We start from the raw sequence: 14084 nt of genomic DNA on the forward strand, positions 1-14084 counted from the left end.
TTAAAGTAGATTTTGCTGTGTGGCAATTCGGATAAGATCTGCTACGTTTTTAGCCTTTAATTTTTGCATCAGGTTTTTTCGATGGTTCTCTATCGTAAACTTACTTAAGAAGAGTAGTTCTGCCATACCGGGCGAATTTTCTCCGGCTGCAATCAATTTTAAGATCTCCGTTTCGCGTACGGTTAATTTGGGTAAATCTTGTTGTTCATTTAATACCGGGCGGGCTATAATTTCATTCACTACCTTGCTAAAAGTGATCTGACCACTTAAAGCTCCATTGATACAACCTACAATTTCTTCAACAGTTGCATCTTTAAGTACGTAACCACTTGCACCATTTGCCAACATCTGCATAATGGCACTTCGTTCTTTATGGTTGCTAAATGCCAGTACAACGGTTTTCGGCGATATTTTTTTGATCTCCTTACACAAATCCATTCCATTAATATCTGGAAGGATAATGTCTAATAAAACAATTTTAACGTGCGTTTTTTTAATAAAACGAATAAAATCGCTACCACAGGTAAAAGTTTTAACCACTTCAAATTCTGGTTTTTTGCTTAAAAGTCTAACCAAACCCTCTATCACTACTGGGTGGTCATCAACTATGGCAATTGTAATTTTAGGTGGTAACATTGAGTTCTATATTAATGGAGGTACCTTGTTTATTTTCTGCCGACAATATCTCAATTTTTCCCTTTAAATAAGCCACTCGGTTTTGCATATTACTTAAACCAAACCCCTGTCCTTTAAGTGCATCTGCTGGATTAAACCCTTTGCCATCGTCTTCAATAGTAATAAAGACTATGTTTTTATCCTGAGAGCATTGCAATAGGATGTTTTGTGCTGATGCATGTTTAACTGCATTGGCCAATGCCTCTTGTACAATACGATAAATTATCAGTTGTTCCTTTTTAGGAATAGTACTTTCCATATCCAAACACTGAAAATATACTTTCAATTTTTCAGTGGTAAGCGATTCGCACAAATCATTTAACGATGCTTGCAGTCCTAACTTCTGCAACATGCCAGGCATCATATCATAGGCAATTTGCCGAAGTTCCGTTATGGAATTTTCTAACTGATAAATAATGTGTTGGAGTTCAACATCTTTATCGTTTTTCTTTTCTAAGGCATAATGGGCAAGATCCATTTTGGCCATGGCCAGTGTTCCACCTAAACCATCGTGTAAATCGCGGGCTACTCTATTTTGTTCGTTTTCTTTGGCATTTAACATTACTTCGGCAATTTTTAATTGCTGCTGGCTATCTATATCTTTAAGTTGTTGCAGGTGGTTCAAATCTTTTTGTGCAGCCAATTTTTTGCTACTGCTATAAAAAAGCCAACCTAAACCTGCTACAATTAGCAAAAACAAACTGGTAGAGCCTAATAACCAGCTCAGTAAACGGCTATTTTTGGTGGCTAGTTTTGCTCGTTGATTTTCGGCATTGAGTTGAATAATCTTCTTTTGATTTTCTTCAGTCCTATATTTCACCTCAAACAAATTAACGGTTTCCTTTAGTTTGTTAGTATGGATACTGTCACTTAGAACGGTATAAAGTTTTAACCAATCGTATGCTTTCTTATTGTTGTTCAATTCTTTGTAGCTAATAGAAAGACCATTATAAACTTGCAATTTGTTGGAGTCCCAAACCATAAACTGTTTATTTTGCGCTAAAATTAGTGCCACATCTTTAGCCTGTGCATATTTATGGGTATTGTACAGTGCATAAAATTTTTGCAACAATAAACGCTGTTCTGCATAAGTACCTTTTATTTCTTTGGCCAATAACATTCCCTTATCAATTACTCTTAACGCGCTATCGTATTTAAATGCTACATTGTACCGAAGTGCTTCTGCCGCATAATAGGCTAACCAGATACTAGATTTTGGGTAGGGGTCTATCAATAATTTTAGACTATCTAAGTTGGCTTTGGCCGCTTTCAACTTACCTAAAGAGATATTATTTTCGGCTATAGATTGATATACCATCGCCAAATAATGAGGAGCATCAGCATTTTTGAGCGTTACCAATGCTTTATTCAAATAAATCTTTTCTTTATCATATTGATGTAGCTCTTTGAAACTTACCGAGAGTTGGTAATAGTTTTTACCTAGAAAACCGAAATCTCCAGATTTTAAGATCAAAGGAATGGCCTTATCAATAATAATTTCTATAGACTCTTTAGACCTAGCACCAATGTATTGATAAAATGCATAAGTGTACCAACACATAGACCTCAAACGAAAAGCTTCTTTGCTCTGGAATTGTTGCAAGGCCGAATCAGCCTTCAAAAAAACTTCCTTGGCCAATTTTGGGTTCTTATTTGCAATAATTAAGCCTTGGTAATACAAAAAAACAGCTTTCATAAAAGGATCATTCTTGCTGTATTTTAAGCCTTTTAACAAATAAGCTCTAGCTTTTGTGCTATCAGTTTTCAAGTAATACTCTGAAAGTAAAAAACTGCTTTTTGCCTTTACATTTACGGCAACTGTTGTATTCAATTGCTTTTGTAGACTATCTACATAATTAAAATCACCCAAAGGAATCTGTGCATGAACAGCAAAAAAGCAAATGGATAACCAGATAATGAACAAATATTTTTTCATAACACGTAGCTAATATAATGGAGGACAATGTTTAGCATAAATTATGGATTATGAAAATTAAGCTAGAAAAATAGCTATAAACAGCTAGTATAAAATGACGTATTATAGTTATTGTCTCCTTACTCTGGTCATTATAATTTTGTATTCACCGAGCATAACAAGCTTATCGGCTAAAGTGGCTACAAAAAAAAAACTATACTGTTTGTCAATAAAAAGACTGCTAGTGGAATTATAAAGAAAGACTAAAACTAAAAACTAAACTATAAATTAACTAAGTAACTAAAAGGGGAGTGTAAATTAATAACTGTTAACTAATAACTAATGTTTGATTATAAAGAGTCGTTATCGGATGGTAACGACCTTTATTTTTTTAAGACTAATTTACAAACCTTTACCTGTAAGTGATATCATAGCTATTAGATCATGGGCGACGAAAATAGCTATAAACAGCTAGTCTAAAATGACGTGTTACAGTCATTGTCTCTCTATGCTAGTTACCCTAATTTTGGATAAATATTCATTTACATCTCTTAAACATAACCTATTTACCATGAAAACTACATTAAAAAACCTAGCTGTTGCCCTTATTTTATTAGTATCTGCCGTATCAATTTTATCATCTTGTAAAAAGGGTGGTGGAGGATCAATACCAAATGCCGACAAATTTCCATTAACCAATTTTAACATTACCACTACTGCCCCAAGGGTTAACGGTACTTCTGTTTATATCAGTTATGACATTAAAAATGTTTCTACAAAAAATTATGTCATATTAGATAATTCACAACACATTATATACGTCCGCTTTACCATTGCAACAACAGATGGTACCACCTACGAGCAAAGCCGATTGATACCAGATTTACAGGCAAATACTACCTCCGCTCAAGAAGTATTACTTCAAATGTCGAGTGGTAAAACTTTAGATCCCTCTAAAACCAAATTTGAGCTTTATTATGAGCGATAAGAGAACAGTATAACTTATTAATTAAAATTAAGAACAACCATGAAAAAAATAGCACTAATCTGTTTCGCCATTTTGGTATTTGGCGGTACTTCTGTAAATGCACAAGGTGTATTAGACAAAATTGAAAACATACTGAACAAAGCCGATCGTGCTACCAATACAGCAGATAAGGCTGCAAAAACCGGACAAAAAGCAACCAATTTATTGGCTAAAAAAAAAGGCACGGAAGCAGAAGTGGCAGAAACAAAAACCACACTCAAACTTACAGGTGTTAATTTTGCCGCGCTAAAAGAATTGAATGAAAAGTTGCTTATCGCCAAAGGAGTAGAAAGCACAAAAATGAAGTTTAGTGCTACTGGATCTACCATTTTACTGCAACATGTGGGTAGTACCGAAGACCTTTTAAAAATCCTACAAAAAACCAACCCAACCATATTTGCCGATAAAAATATTGATGGAATGGACGATGGTGAAATATCGGTAAAGGTAAAACTATAGCTGTTTGATATTACAAATAGAAGGCAAGCTTAAAAACAAAATCATTCAAATAGCAAATAAGGCTAAACAATAGGAGAGCCATTGTCAACTGATAATGGCTCTTTCTTTTGATATACTCACGATTATTATTTTTTCCTACCTACAAATCTAATCACCGAACCTTGCCCATTATGGAAAAAACCTTCATTAAGTTCAATTACTGTTTCTTCTAATGTGATTATTTCATAGTTGTGAAAATCGGCCTTAATTTCGTCGATAGAAAATAACGATTCGATGTCTTTAGGTCCACCAACCTTATCATTCTTTGCCAGGTATTCAAGGTGATTTTTACTAAAAGCTTCGAAAATGACAATGCCTCCTTTGCGTAAGTATTGATCTAGTTCTTGGTGCAGCTTAGATTTTAAATTTGCCGGAAAATGAGCATAAATTAATGCTATGGCATCAAATTGTTCAGCCTTATATCCCAGATTTGCCAATTCTCCAATTTGATAATCAACACTTACTTTATTCTTTTCTGCCAATTGAAAAGCTTTTTTTTGTCCTTCATTGCTAATGTCAAAAGCGGTCACCTTCCAGCCTAGTTGAGCTGCAAATACAGCATTACGTCCTTCACCTTCGGCAGGAAAAAGTATATTTCCAATTGGTAATTGAGTTAACTGTTCTTTTAAATAATTGTTGGGTTCTTCGCCATAAGCAAATTCATTGTTTGCATATCTCTCGTTCCATCTGTCGGTCCAGGTATTCGTCATCTTTATGGTTTTTGGTTGTGGCCAAATTACACTTAATGACAATGGTTTATCTTTATTATGTGTTTTTATGACATTATGCTATCAATGCAGGTTCTCCTTAACCCTTACATATTTCTCTGTAATTACGCGATCAACTCCAGCTGCTTCTACTTTTTCCATTCCGGTTTGGATGAGGGTATCTTTATGAATACTCACTTTAAAATTAAAGGTTTTACCTTCCCAGTTTTTGTCTTTATAGAAGTCTAAATATTCAGTATACTCGTTTCCTGCTAATTTATACCTACCACCACCTGCATCAAAACGGTCGTTGCTGTTTTTAGCTGTGTCCAGATCATGGTTTAAAAAAGCAAAATGGGTATCATTAATGATCTTGATCATTCGTTTGTTGCCCTTGGTAAAATCTATTACTGTACTTTTTCCTTTATCTAAGGTTGTAGCAGAAAGCAATTGCCAAGTACCTTTAAGTGCAACAGTGGTTTCTTCGATTTGAGGAGAACGGACGCAAGCCAAAAAAGTAGTGGTGCAAAGGGTAAGTAATATAATTTTAATCTTCATGATGATCATTTAAAAGGATGAACTTCTAATTTAAATATTAATTGTAAAAAACTGGAATTTTGGACGTGTCCATTTAATTAAATACCGAGCCGAGTTGATCAAGTTTCACCATCAATGATTAATTTTCATAGTTACAATATCAAAAAAATGTAAAAAGATGTTTATGGAGTAGATGGTGACTAAACTCTTCCCATTAAATGCTTTATTTCAACTACTTTTAGTTGAATAATTCTCTATCACATTCAATCAATTTACTGCGCATGAAAATCTTTTTGCGGTTCCCTATTTTTAAATTTACTGTGTTATTAGTGCTCTTTAGCCATTTTTCTAGCCAACTTTGTTATGCACAGGCAAAACAAGGTTTTATTGTTCTTTCTGGCACGATCAAAAATGTAGCTCCCCAGCCAGACGGGAAAAAGACTATCGAACTCAGTTTTCCATTTAGCCTAAATCGACCTGCTAAAAAGATCAATTTGGATGCAGAAGGTTCTTTTAGGGATACCATAGCCAATATGAGCGGTATGTGTATTTTATTGGATGGAAATTTTCCAATTTATTTCTACTTAAGCAAGTCTAAAACATATCATATCGCATACGATGCTGATCAATTTAGAAAAGGAGGTAAGGTAATATTGGGCGGCGATGATATTGCCATTAACCGTTATTATATAGAAAAAGCGCAACAAAGAGAAATATTTGACCCTAGTGGTACTGGTAAAACTGAAGCTCAATTTAAGGAGTTTGCAATAGCGCTAAAGACAAAAGCATTAGATAGGGTTAATAAGGCAACCCTACCAAAAGAATTGGTTGCTACAGAAAGAAAAGCCATACAATACGAATATCTCTTTAACCAATATCTTTTTATTGCCTTGAGAGAATTGGATGATCCTTCTTTTAAACCTAGTGCAGCTACTTTAAAAGAGTTTGTAATTAATTATAATAACGAAAAAGACTATATCACATATAATTATTACAGGCGAATGGTATATGAATATTATATGAAAGTGCTCAGAAACCTAGAGAAGAAATCTATACTAAAGGATCCATCTTATTCATTGGCACAACACCGAGTAAAATTATTGGCAGAACTAGTTCCAAATCAATACATCAAAAATTACCTGATTTATGAAATGGCGATGTTTGACATGAAAGCGGCCAAAGACCTTGAAACTTTTTACACTGATTTTAAAAAATACTATACAGGCACCGACGAAAAGTTTAAAAATAGCATGGCAAATGCTTACCAGAGCTTGGTAAAATTAAAAAAAGGTACCCCATCGCCAGAATTTGTAGATTACATAAACTATAAAGGGGGTACCAACTCGCTTAAGGATTATAGAGGGAAATATGTTTACATAGATCTTTGGGCTACCTGGTGTGGTAATTGTTGGAATGAAATGCCATACCTAAAAGAATTGGAACATGCTTATGAGGGTAAGAATATAGTTTTTGTGAGTATCTCTTTAGATGAAGATATAAAAGAATGGGCTAAAACAGTGAAAGAAAAAGCTATGGATGGCATACAATTATTAGTAAAACAACCTCAAAGTAGTTTTATTAAAGAATATGCAGTTAATGGTATCCCGAGATATATATTTTTAGATCCAGAGGGAAAGATTATTGCCTACAATGCGCCAAGACCATCGGATAAAGAAAAACTTGAAGACTTGTTTAAAAGCGTTGGGCTATAAGGTAAAGAGTGTTAACAGCATAATAATCAAGTCATAAAATGATGAAGTGTAGTGCTCATATCTCTTCATGCATATTCTCATATTTTTTTTCGATTTTAGCAAAAACAAATTATGTCTATATCCAAACTTGCTATTTACCGTCGAAAAAAGGGATTGACCCAAGAGCAATTGGCCGAATTGTCTGGAGTAACCACAAGGACGATCCAACGGATTGAAAAAGGAGCCGTTGTTCCTCATATCCAAACCTTAAAAATGCTGGCGAACTGTTTGGATATTGAAACTGAACTTTTAATGGATGTGGCAGAAGGTCATGCTGAAACAAAAGAAAAAACAAAATCTTCATCTATCATTCCTCTTTTTCATTTGTTGGCCCTTTTAGGTTTAGGCTTTCCAATCTTAAATATTATTCTTCCATTTATTTTGTGGCTCATGAAAAAAGATGAGGGACCTGATTTCGATACACAGGGAAGAAAAGTACTCAACTTCCATCTTACATTAACCATTTTGTTTTTCCCTGCTATTGTTTTAATGGTGCTCTATTTTCCGGTAGGTTTTCCTTTGGTGGTGATCATTTATGGAACTATGGTCATCATGACTTTGTTGAACTTATTCCGCTGCATTAACCTACAGCCAGTTCGTTATCCTTTCTCTTATCCTTTTTTAAAAATAGACCAATAAGCTATCAAAAACTGATTATTTGCTTAATTAAGACTTATTTGTCGTGTAGGTGACGTAGTGCTGTCGTTGTATGTTCTTTAATTTCGTCGGAGATTTGATAAAAAAACAAGTCATGAAAAAATTAATCTTTATCCTTATCAATTTTATTTATTTAACCTCATTTGCACAACAGGTTACTACAATTAAACAACTCAATGGCAAAACCATTGCCATCACTACATTAACAAAAAGACTAGCGCACATTGTAGATAGTGCAAAAATAGCTGGCCTACAAATTGCCATTATCAACAACAACGAAACCGTTTGGAAAGGAAACTTTGGTTCGAGAAATATTGAAAAACAATTAAAGATTGAAGAGAATACTGTAATGTACGCGGCATCGCTTACCAAACCAGTAAGTGCTTACTTATTTTTACGTTTGGCAGAGAAAGGTTTATTCAACCTTGATGTACCAGTTCAGCATTACTTAAAAAAACCAATAGGGCAGTACGCTAAATGGAAAGACCTTGGCGATGACACTGCTGCATTTAATCAAGTTACCCCAAGAATGCTTTTAAGTCACAGTTCTGGCATGCCTGTATTACGTTATTTATACCAGAATAAGGTGAACCTAATTGCCAAACCCGGAGAAAAATTCTACTACTCTAACGAAGGATTAAACCTGTTGGGATTTATGATAGAAGAATATTTAGGCAAAAGACTGGAGCTGTTAGCAAAAGAAGAGATTTTTATCCCCCTACAAATGGACCATACTTCTATGGTTTGGGAGCCTGAATTTGAACAGAATTTTTCTTTGGCTTATTATAAAGATGGGAAAGTTTATGGATCTGAAAGAAGAACTGATAGTCGGGCAGCAGGCTCAATGACTACCACTGCTTCAGATTATGCCAAGTTTGTAACCAATTTAATGTTACAGAAAGGAATGTCGACTCAATTGTACAGACAAATGCTTTCGGCTCAGATCAATATCAAAAGTAAACGCGGATTTGGTCCTTTAAGAGATAGTTTAACCCTTGATAACGATCAAATGCATTTGGCTTGGGGATTAGGTGTTGGACTATTTCAGAGTAAAGCTGGCAAAGCATTTTTCCATACCGGCCATGGCGAAGCCAATCAGAATTATTTTGTTGCTTATCCGGCAAAGGGCATTGCTGTAGTACTGCTTAGCAATAGCGAAAATTTTGAGTCTGTTTCAATGCAGCTCGTAGCGGCCTGTATTGGCGACCAATATTCGCCATGGCGTTGGTTAGGGCATTTAGATCATTAAAAAACCTAGAAGCAGTAGGTAAGGTTTGGTTTCCATTATTTGTGACCAAACCTTACGCTTTATATTCAATTAGGAGTTAGTGGTTGATTTATAAATAGTTTTTATTGCTGTCTTAGATAGATACTTTTATTGGTAGACTTTAAAATGAGGACAATACCACCACCATTTAGTTTTCCCTTGATTTTTTCTCCAGAGCTTGAAAAATTAACAGAAGAACTAGAGAATGTGCCAAAATTATCTGTAAGTAGCGTTGTTGCATCAATACCATGTTGAACTTTATCTTTGTTAACTGAAGTATTACCAGAAAGAGTGATTGATGTACTTACGTCTTTGTTAGAAGAGCTGCTACCAACACCAGTTAACGTAGTGCTTTTATCGTTAGTAATAGTGGCTTCTTTTTTCTCGGTTTCTTTCTTTTCAAAATCGATATTAAAAGCTTTGTCTACGTAAACTTTTCCATAACTAGAGCCTAATTCCAAATTCGCTTTGGTGTTTGTGGCTAAAGTAATATCTACATACCCATATACCGAGATAATAGAGATTGGACCTTTTATATCACCACCAAATATACCTTCAATAGCGCCATTAACAGTTTTAATGTTCATTGGTCCGGTATTGTTTTCGAGTTTAATTTTCTGGCTATTGGTAGAAACCTCTATTTCGCCTTTTAGATTTTTGAGCACAATCTCGTTTGTTGATGTGCTATTGTTGTTAGTATAGGTATAAAATAAGTTATTGTTGTTATTTACAAATGATACTTTAATCTGTTGTGGTACTTTGATAGTTAAAATGCCAATTGAACTTTTTGATACCATATTTACATTAATGTCTGGCCCATTTTCTACCACACTAATTCCTAGTCCGGTATTGTCTGTATAACCAGAACTGCTTACCGCTACCAAACCTTTTGCTCGTTCGTCTACTTGGCCTGTTTCAGTCTTTGTGGTCATAAAAACAATATCCTTACCATCATAGCCTTCTACTACAACATTATTTACATTGAGCTTTAACCATCCGGTAGCTTTTGCCAACTTGTATTCTTTTTGTGCATTGGCCAATTGGCCTACAGTTAACAGGATAAATAAGATTACTAATTGCTTTTTCATTTCTTTTTCGTTTATATAATATGTTAAATTTTAAAGTTTACTTTGGTTCAATAGTACTTGATAGGCTTGGTCTTTCACCATGCCAGCAGTGGTTGGGTCATTGGCAAGTGCATATAATTTTTCATCAAGTTTAGCATCATTGGTTCTGGCTAGTAGGTTAATGAGTTCAACCTGTACCAATGGGTCTTTTTGGCTAATTAACGATTTTACAAATGCTTTAACCACATAATTGTCTTGTGCATATTTGCTCAGTAGTTCTAAAACAGCCAAGCGTACATTACTGTTAGAGTCATGATTTAAAGTTTTTGTCAACTCATCTATGATCTGATTGTTGATGATTTTAGTTTCTTGGATTTTAAGTACCGCCGTTAAACGGTTACTTGCCGAACTGCTATCTGTTAGATTGCGGTATATGGCAACCATATCTGTCGGTTGGTGTGCACTTTTACGGGCTCGCTCATTTTTCTTGATAGGAGAGATTGCTACCTCAAAATTATTGGTGGTGTGCTGCTCGTTTTTTAGGGCACTACTTGCCACTTTACCTTTTGCTATTTTTTCTTCGATAACTGCCTGAGGTTGTTTTTTACCTGCTAACTGCAAATGACCAGCACTTTGATCTTTAGCTGTATTTGTAAATAACAGATAGGTAATTGACATGATGATTAAAATAGAAGCTGCCGCCATCCATTTATGGTTAATCAACAATTGTATTAAAGGTTTTTTCTTTTTAGGTGATGCTTTTAGCTCATCCTTTATCCTAAAAAAGATAGCTTCAGAAGGTTCTAGATGATCAAAGCCTTCTCTGTTCGCTTCTACATATTTTTTTAATTGATCATTCATGATATACTTTATCTTTTAATGATAATAAAATTCTTTTCTTGGCTCTATGGTACTGTGTTCTTACCGTATTGTGTGATATTGCTAACATCACTGCTATTTCTTCTTGTGGTATCTGCTCAAATAAATAGAGGCATACAATTGTTTTATAACCTGGTGGTAGCTTTTCTATACTGTTCCGTACATCTTCCATTTTGCTCTCAAATATTTCATGTTCACTAGGGTCGTACTCCTTTTCTGCTGCTATCTCTACAAAATCCATCTCCGTAAACTGAATTTTCTTTCTTCTTAAATGGGTTATGGATTTATTGATGGCAATCCTTTTTGCCCATGCTTCAAAACTCATTACAGTAGTTAAGCGGTCGATATCTTTGAAAGTAGTTAGAAATGTCTCCTGTAAAATATCTTCAGCTTCGGCAGTATGTGAAACAATTCGATGTATAGAATTGTAAATCCCCTTGGCATATTTTCTGTATAATCCACTATAGCCCAGATCATCGTTAGCTTGGCACATCGCTATGAGTTCATGGTCGTTTTTTTCTACTTTCAATGTCAATGGTGTATTCTTGCGTAAAAATAAAATTAGTTGTTTATAGGGTAGTCGCAGTGAGTGGATTATTGTTGCATCAGTTTGATATATTTTTTCAAAAAAATTATGGCCAAAAAAATAGTTGATCAAATTATAGATTAAGTTACAGTCATTTCATTTAAAAATGAATTATTCTGATCTGGTAGGATGGGTTATTTGAAAATATTTTCAAGCATAGTATCAAGCGGTGTATGGTCTTCGCTAAAACGCCCAATAATCTTTCCTTCTCTATCAATCAATATCGATGTAGGGTACGCTGTTACATTATATGATACGGAAATAGCTGTTAATGGTGTATCGCCCTGCAATACCTGTAACCAAGGGAGTTTATCATCGGCAACAGCCTTACGCCATGCATCTGGTGTCCTATCATCTGCAGCAATACCGATAATCTCAAACCCCATATTTTTATACTTTTCGTATAATTTGATTAAATGTGGATTTCCTTTACGACAGGGAACGCACCAGGAACCCCAAAAATCAAGTAATACATATTTCCCCTTCAAATCTGTAAGTGATAATTTTTTGCCATTGATATCTTCTTTTGCAAATGCTGGAGCCATCACCCCGGGAATGCCCAATTTTCTTTCTGCTAACTGCTGAGCTATGTTTTTTCCATACCTACTTTGTTTAACTGCTGCTGGAAATCTATTGTAAAAATATTGAAGACTGTCTGTACCCAGCTCTCTTGCAAAAACCTGTAGAATATAAGCTGATGCAAAGGAATAAGGATATTTATTAATGAAGTGATGGTTAGTTTCTTCTACTTCTTTAAAGTAGGGGTCGAGTACCCAATCTTTTAAGGTTTGATAAGCAACATTACTCCGTTTGTTTACTGCCATTAAAGTATCGATTACCCTTTTCCATCTTTTTTCTATTTTTTGGAGGGAAATGTTCAGCTCATTAAGTTCATGTTGCGATTTTGAACCTGTCATAGAAAGCCTCGTTAGGTCATCTCTATCTTTGATCAACACTTGCATAGGTACAGGCTCCAGAATAACCTGTGTCATGCTCTTTGCATAAGAAAGTCTAGCTATGGTTGGTGTTGCAATGCCCCCCTTAAAAACAAAATTCCCTTTATCAAGCAAACTGCTATCTAGTTTCCAACGCCCATCTGTCTCTGGATAATAAAGGTAGATATAACCTGTTGCACTTGCCAGAAGTTTACCTTGTAACCTAAATGATTTTGCGGTTTGCGCCTGCAATAAATGCGATGACAGCAATAGCGCCAATACCAAACTTATTTTGTTTCTTTTCATATATTACCCTAGTTGTGAATTAATTAATAGAGATCTGTTTTACCAGCAAGTCGCTGGTTCAGAAATAATGTTGCATTAACGTATCACAATCGATGGAACAATTGATAATAGACAGCAGGCTCTTGAATAGATGGAAAGGAGAAATACCCATCATCTATAAGGATACCATTGCAGTAAAAAAAAAGATGTTTTGGGGCTTAACTACTCATTCTTGAGTTTCGCTTTTTGGTAATTTTTTATTTCCTCTTCAGTGGCTGGATAGATTTGAGCAATTTCGTTGCCATTATCTTTAAATACTGTAGCACGCACAGGAATAGCTAAACGTTTAGCCTCTTTAATCAATTTAATGTTTTGGGCGCTTCCTTTTAACCCTAGGTCAATGAAAAAATACTGGGCACGTGGAGCTAATACAATACTTGCGGTATCGTTCTTGATGGAAAGTATTTCTGGAAGTACAGCTCCAATTTCAATTGTTGCTCCATCTTTAATTCTCTTCTCTTTAGTATTGGTTATTTTCTTTGTACAGGCAGAGAAAATCAAACAAATCACACCGCAAACAACTATAAAATACTTGGTCATTTTATCTTTACATTAAATTGTATACCACGATAAACGAAGCATTTTTACCCAATAGTATTTACACCTTAGGATAAAAATATTTTCATGCCCAATTGGTCATACAGGCTATTACCTTAACTCGTTCATTAAAAGCCAAGTTTAGCCTTTGAAATGATCAGGGCTATGAATGTTAGTGCAGCGATTAAAGTACCAATAGGTAGGTACCAGAGCGTAAGTACTGCAAGTGCTAGCCCAAAAATATAACCCCAACTCTGTGCAGTTAGCAGGGCATAGATCCAAATTAACCATAGTAATCCGTAAAGGATAAAAACTGGACCAAGTTTAAATACATCTATGTCTAGCTTATAAAATAGGTTAGCCCATGGCCCTGGTTTCTCAGGACCAATATATTTACCATTTATCATTACATATATGCCATCAAGAAGCATATATCCACCATTCAAAAGTCCAAGTATAGTGATCAATATTTTCATTAGCTGTTTGTGTTGGTTTATAAAATTGAGAAATTTGATGTAAATATGTTCAATTTACGACAAATTTTAAATAAAATTTGCACCCTTCAAAACAGCACAAAACAACTGGTTATCAACTACTTTTACTAACCATCAGGCTAATGCTATAAAACTTAAAGCAAGCCAGGTTTTATCTTTTAAAGTTTTAGAACAATAGCTGATGTGCTTTGCAAGTATTTTGTATTT

16 protein-coding genes are annotated in these 14084 nt (G+C 34.8%); 6 read left to right on the top strand and 10 right to left on the bottom strand.

Annotated features, from left to right (window positions below):
• Together AQF98_RS09330 and AQF98_RS09335 are read right to left on the bottom strand one after the other, a co-directional pair.
• On the bottom strand, positions 1-636 hold the full coding sequence (locus AQF98_RS09330) for a response regulator transcription factor (protein ID WP_055131669.1): 636 nt from the start codon (positions 634-636) through the stop codon (positions 1-3).
• Positions 623-2611 (bottom strand): sensor histidine kinase, encoded by a 1989-nt coding sequence (locus tag AQF98_RS09335; protein WP_055131670.1) that lies wholly within the window; start codon positions 2609-2611, stop codon positions 623-625. Before AQF98_RS09335 ends, AQF98_RS09330 begins: the two co-directional genes overlap by 14 nt.
• Before the next feature lie 550 nt (positions 2612-3161).
• On the opposite strand from AQF98_RS09335, the gene AQF98_RS09340 reads away from it, so the two are divergent.
• Both AQF98_RS09340 and AQF98_RS09345 read left to right on the top strand, forming a co-directional pair.
• On the top strand, positions 3162-3578 hold the full coding sequence (locus AQF98_RS09340) for a hypothetical protein (RefSeq protein WP_055131671.1): 417 nt from the start codon (positions 3162-3164) through the stop codon (positions 3576-3578).
• A 39-nt stretch (positions 3579-3617) separates the two neighbouring features.
• Positions 3618-4076 carry a hypothetical protein gene (locus tag AQF98_RS09345; protein WP_055131672.1) on the top strand — a complete coding sequence of 153 codons (459 nt, stop codon included), beginning with the start codon at positions 3618-3620 and terminating at the stop codon, positions 4074-4076.
• Positions 4077-4201: 125 nt separating this feature from the next.
• Here the strand turns inward: AQF98_RS09345 and AQF98_RS09350 are convergent, their stop codons facing one another.
• Both AQF98_RS09350 and AQF98_RS09355 read right to left on the bottom strand, forming a co-directional pair.
• Positions 4202-4825 (bottom strand): bifunctional 2-polyprenyl-6-hydroxyphenol methylase/3-demethylubiquinol 3-O-methyltransferase UbiG, encoded by a 624-nt coding sequence (locus AQF98_RS09350; RefSeq protein WP_055131673.1) that lies wholly within the window; start codon positions 4823-4825, stop codon positions 4202-4204.
• Between the two features lie 81 nt (positions 4826-4906).
• Entirely contained in the window at positions 4907-5380 is a 474-nt protein-coding gene (locus tag AQF98_RS09355; RefSeq protein ID WP_055132102.1) for a hypothetical protein, read from the bottom strand.
• A 260-nt stretch (positions 5381-5640) separates the two neighbouring features.
• Between AQF98_RS09355 and AQF98_RS09360 the strand changes: the two genes are divergently transcribed.
• The 3 genes from AQF98_RS09360 (at position 5641) to AQF98_RS09370 (ending at position 9016) form a co-directional block, all read left to right on the top strand.
• Complete coding sequence (locus AQF98_RS09360) at positions 5641-7071, top strand: TlpA disulfide reductase family protein (RefSeq protein WP_055131674.1); 1431 nt, start codon at positions 5641-5643, stop codon at positions 7069-7071.
• Positions 7072-7182: 111 nt separating this feature from the next.
• Positions 7183-7749, top strand: a complete 567-nt coding sequence (locus tag AQF98_RS09365) for a helix-turn-helix domain-containing protein (RefSeq protein ID WP_055131675.1) — start codon at positions 7183-7185, stop codon at positions 7747-7749.
• Positions 7750-7861: 112 nt separating this feature from the next.
• On the top strand, positions 7862-9016 hold the full coding sequence (locus tag AQF98_RS09370) for a serine hydrolase (protein WP_055131676.1): 1155 nt from the start codon (positions 7862-7864) through the stop codon (positions 9014-9016).
• A 101-nt stretch (positions 9017-9117) separates the two neighbouring features.
• On the opposite strand, the gene AQF98_RS09375 is transcribed toward AQF98_RS09370, so the two are convergent.
• The 4 genes from AQF98_RS09375 to AQF98_RS09390 all read right to left on the bottom strand — a co-directional run bounded on the left by AQF98_RS09375 (position 9118) and on the right by AQF98_RS09390 (position 12807).
• Entirely contained in the window at positions 9118-10122 is a 1005-nt protein-coding gene (locus tag AQF98_RS09375; protein ID WP_055131677.1) for a hypothetical protein, read from the bottom strand.
• A gap of 30 nt (positions 10123-10152) precedes the next feature.
• Entirely contained in the window at positions 10153-10962 is an 810-nt protein-coding gene (locus tag AQF98_RS09380; RefSeq protein ID WP_055131678.1) for a HEAT repeat domain-containing protein, read from the bottom strand.
• Entirely contained in the window at positions 10955-11509 is a 555-nt protein-coding gene (locus AQF98_RS09385; RefSeq protein ID WP_152969685.1) for an RNA polymerase sigma factor, read from the bottom strand. Before AQF98_RS09385 ends, AQF98_RS09380 begins: the two co-directional genes overlap by 8 nt.
• A 191-nt stretch (positions 11510-11700) precedes the next feature.
• Entirely contained in the window at positions 11701-12807 is a 1107-nt protein-coding gene (locus AQF98_RS09390) for a TlpA disulfide reductase family protein (RefSeq protein WP_055131680.1), read from the bottom strand.
• Positions 12808-12899: 92 nt separating this feature from the next.
• On the opposite strand from AQF98_RS09390, the gene AQF98_RS22355 reads away from it, so the two are divergent.
• Positions 12900-13022, top strand: coding sequence for a hypothetical protein (locus AQF98_RS22355; protein WP_255352925.1), 123 nt, complete (start codon positions 12900-12902; stop codon positions 13020-13022).
• Here the strand turns inward: AQF98_RS22355 and AQF98_RS09395 are convergent.
• Both AQF98_RS09395 and AQF98_RS09400 read right to left on the bottom strand, forming a co-directional pair.
• On the bottom strand, positions 13009-13386 hold the full coding sequence (locus AQF98_RS09395) for a hypothetical protein (RefSeq protein WP_055131681.1): 378 nt from the start codon (positions 13384-13386) through the stop codon (positions 13009-13011). The genes AQF98_RS22355 and AQF98_RS09395 overlap by 14 nt on opposite strands.
• A 125-nt stretch (positions 13387-13511) precedes the next feature.
• Complete coding sequence (locus AQF98_RS09400) at positions 13512-13859, bottom strand: hypothetical protein (protein ID WP_055131682.1); 348 nt, start codon at positions 13857-13859, stop codon at positions 13512-13514.
• Between the last annotated feature and the right edge of the window lie 225 nt (positions 13860-14084).

Source organism: Pedobacter sp. Hv1, from assembly GCF_001412215.1.
Lineage (GTDB): Bacteria > Bacteroidota > Bacteroidia > Sphingobacteriales > Sphingobacteriaceae > Pedobacter.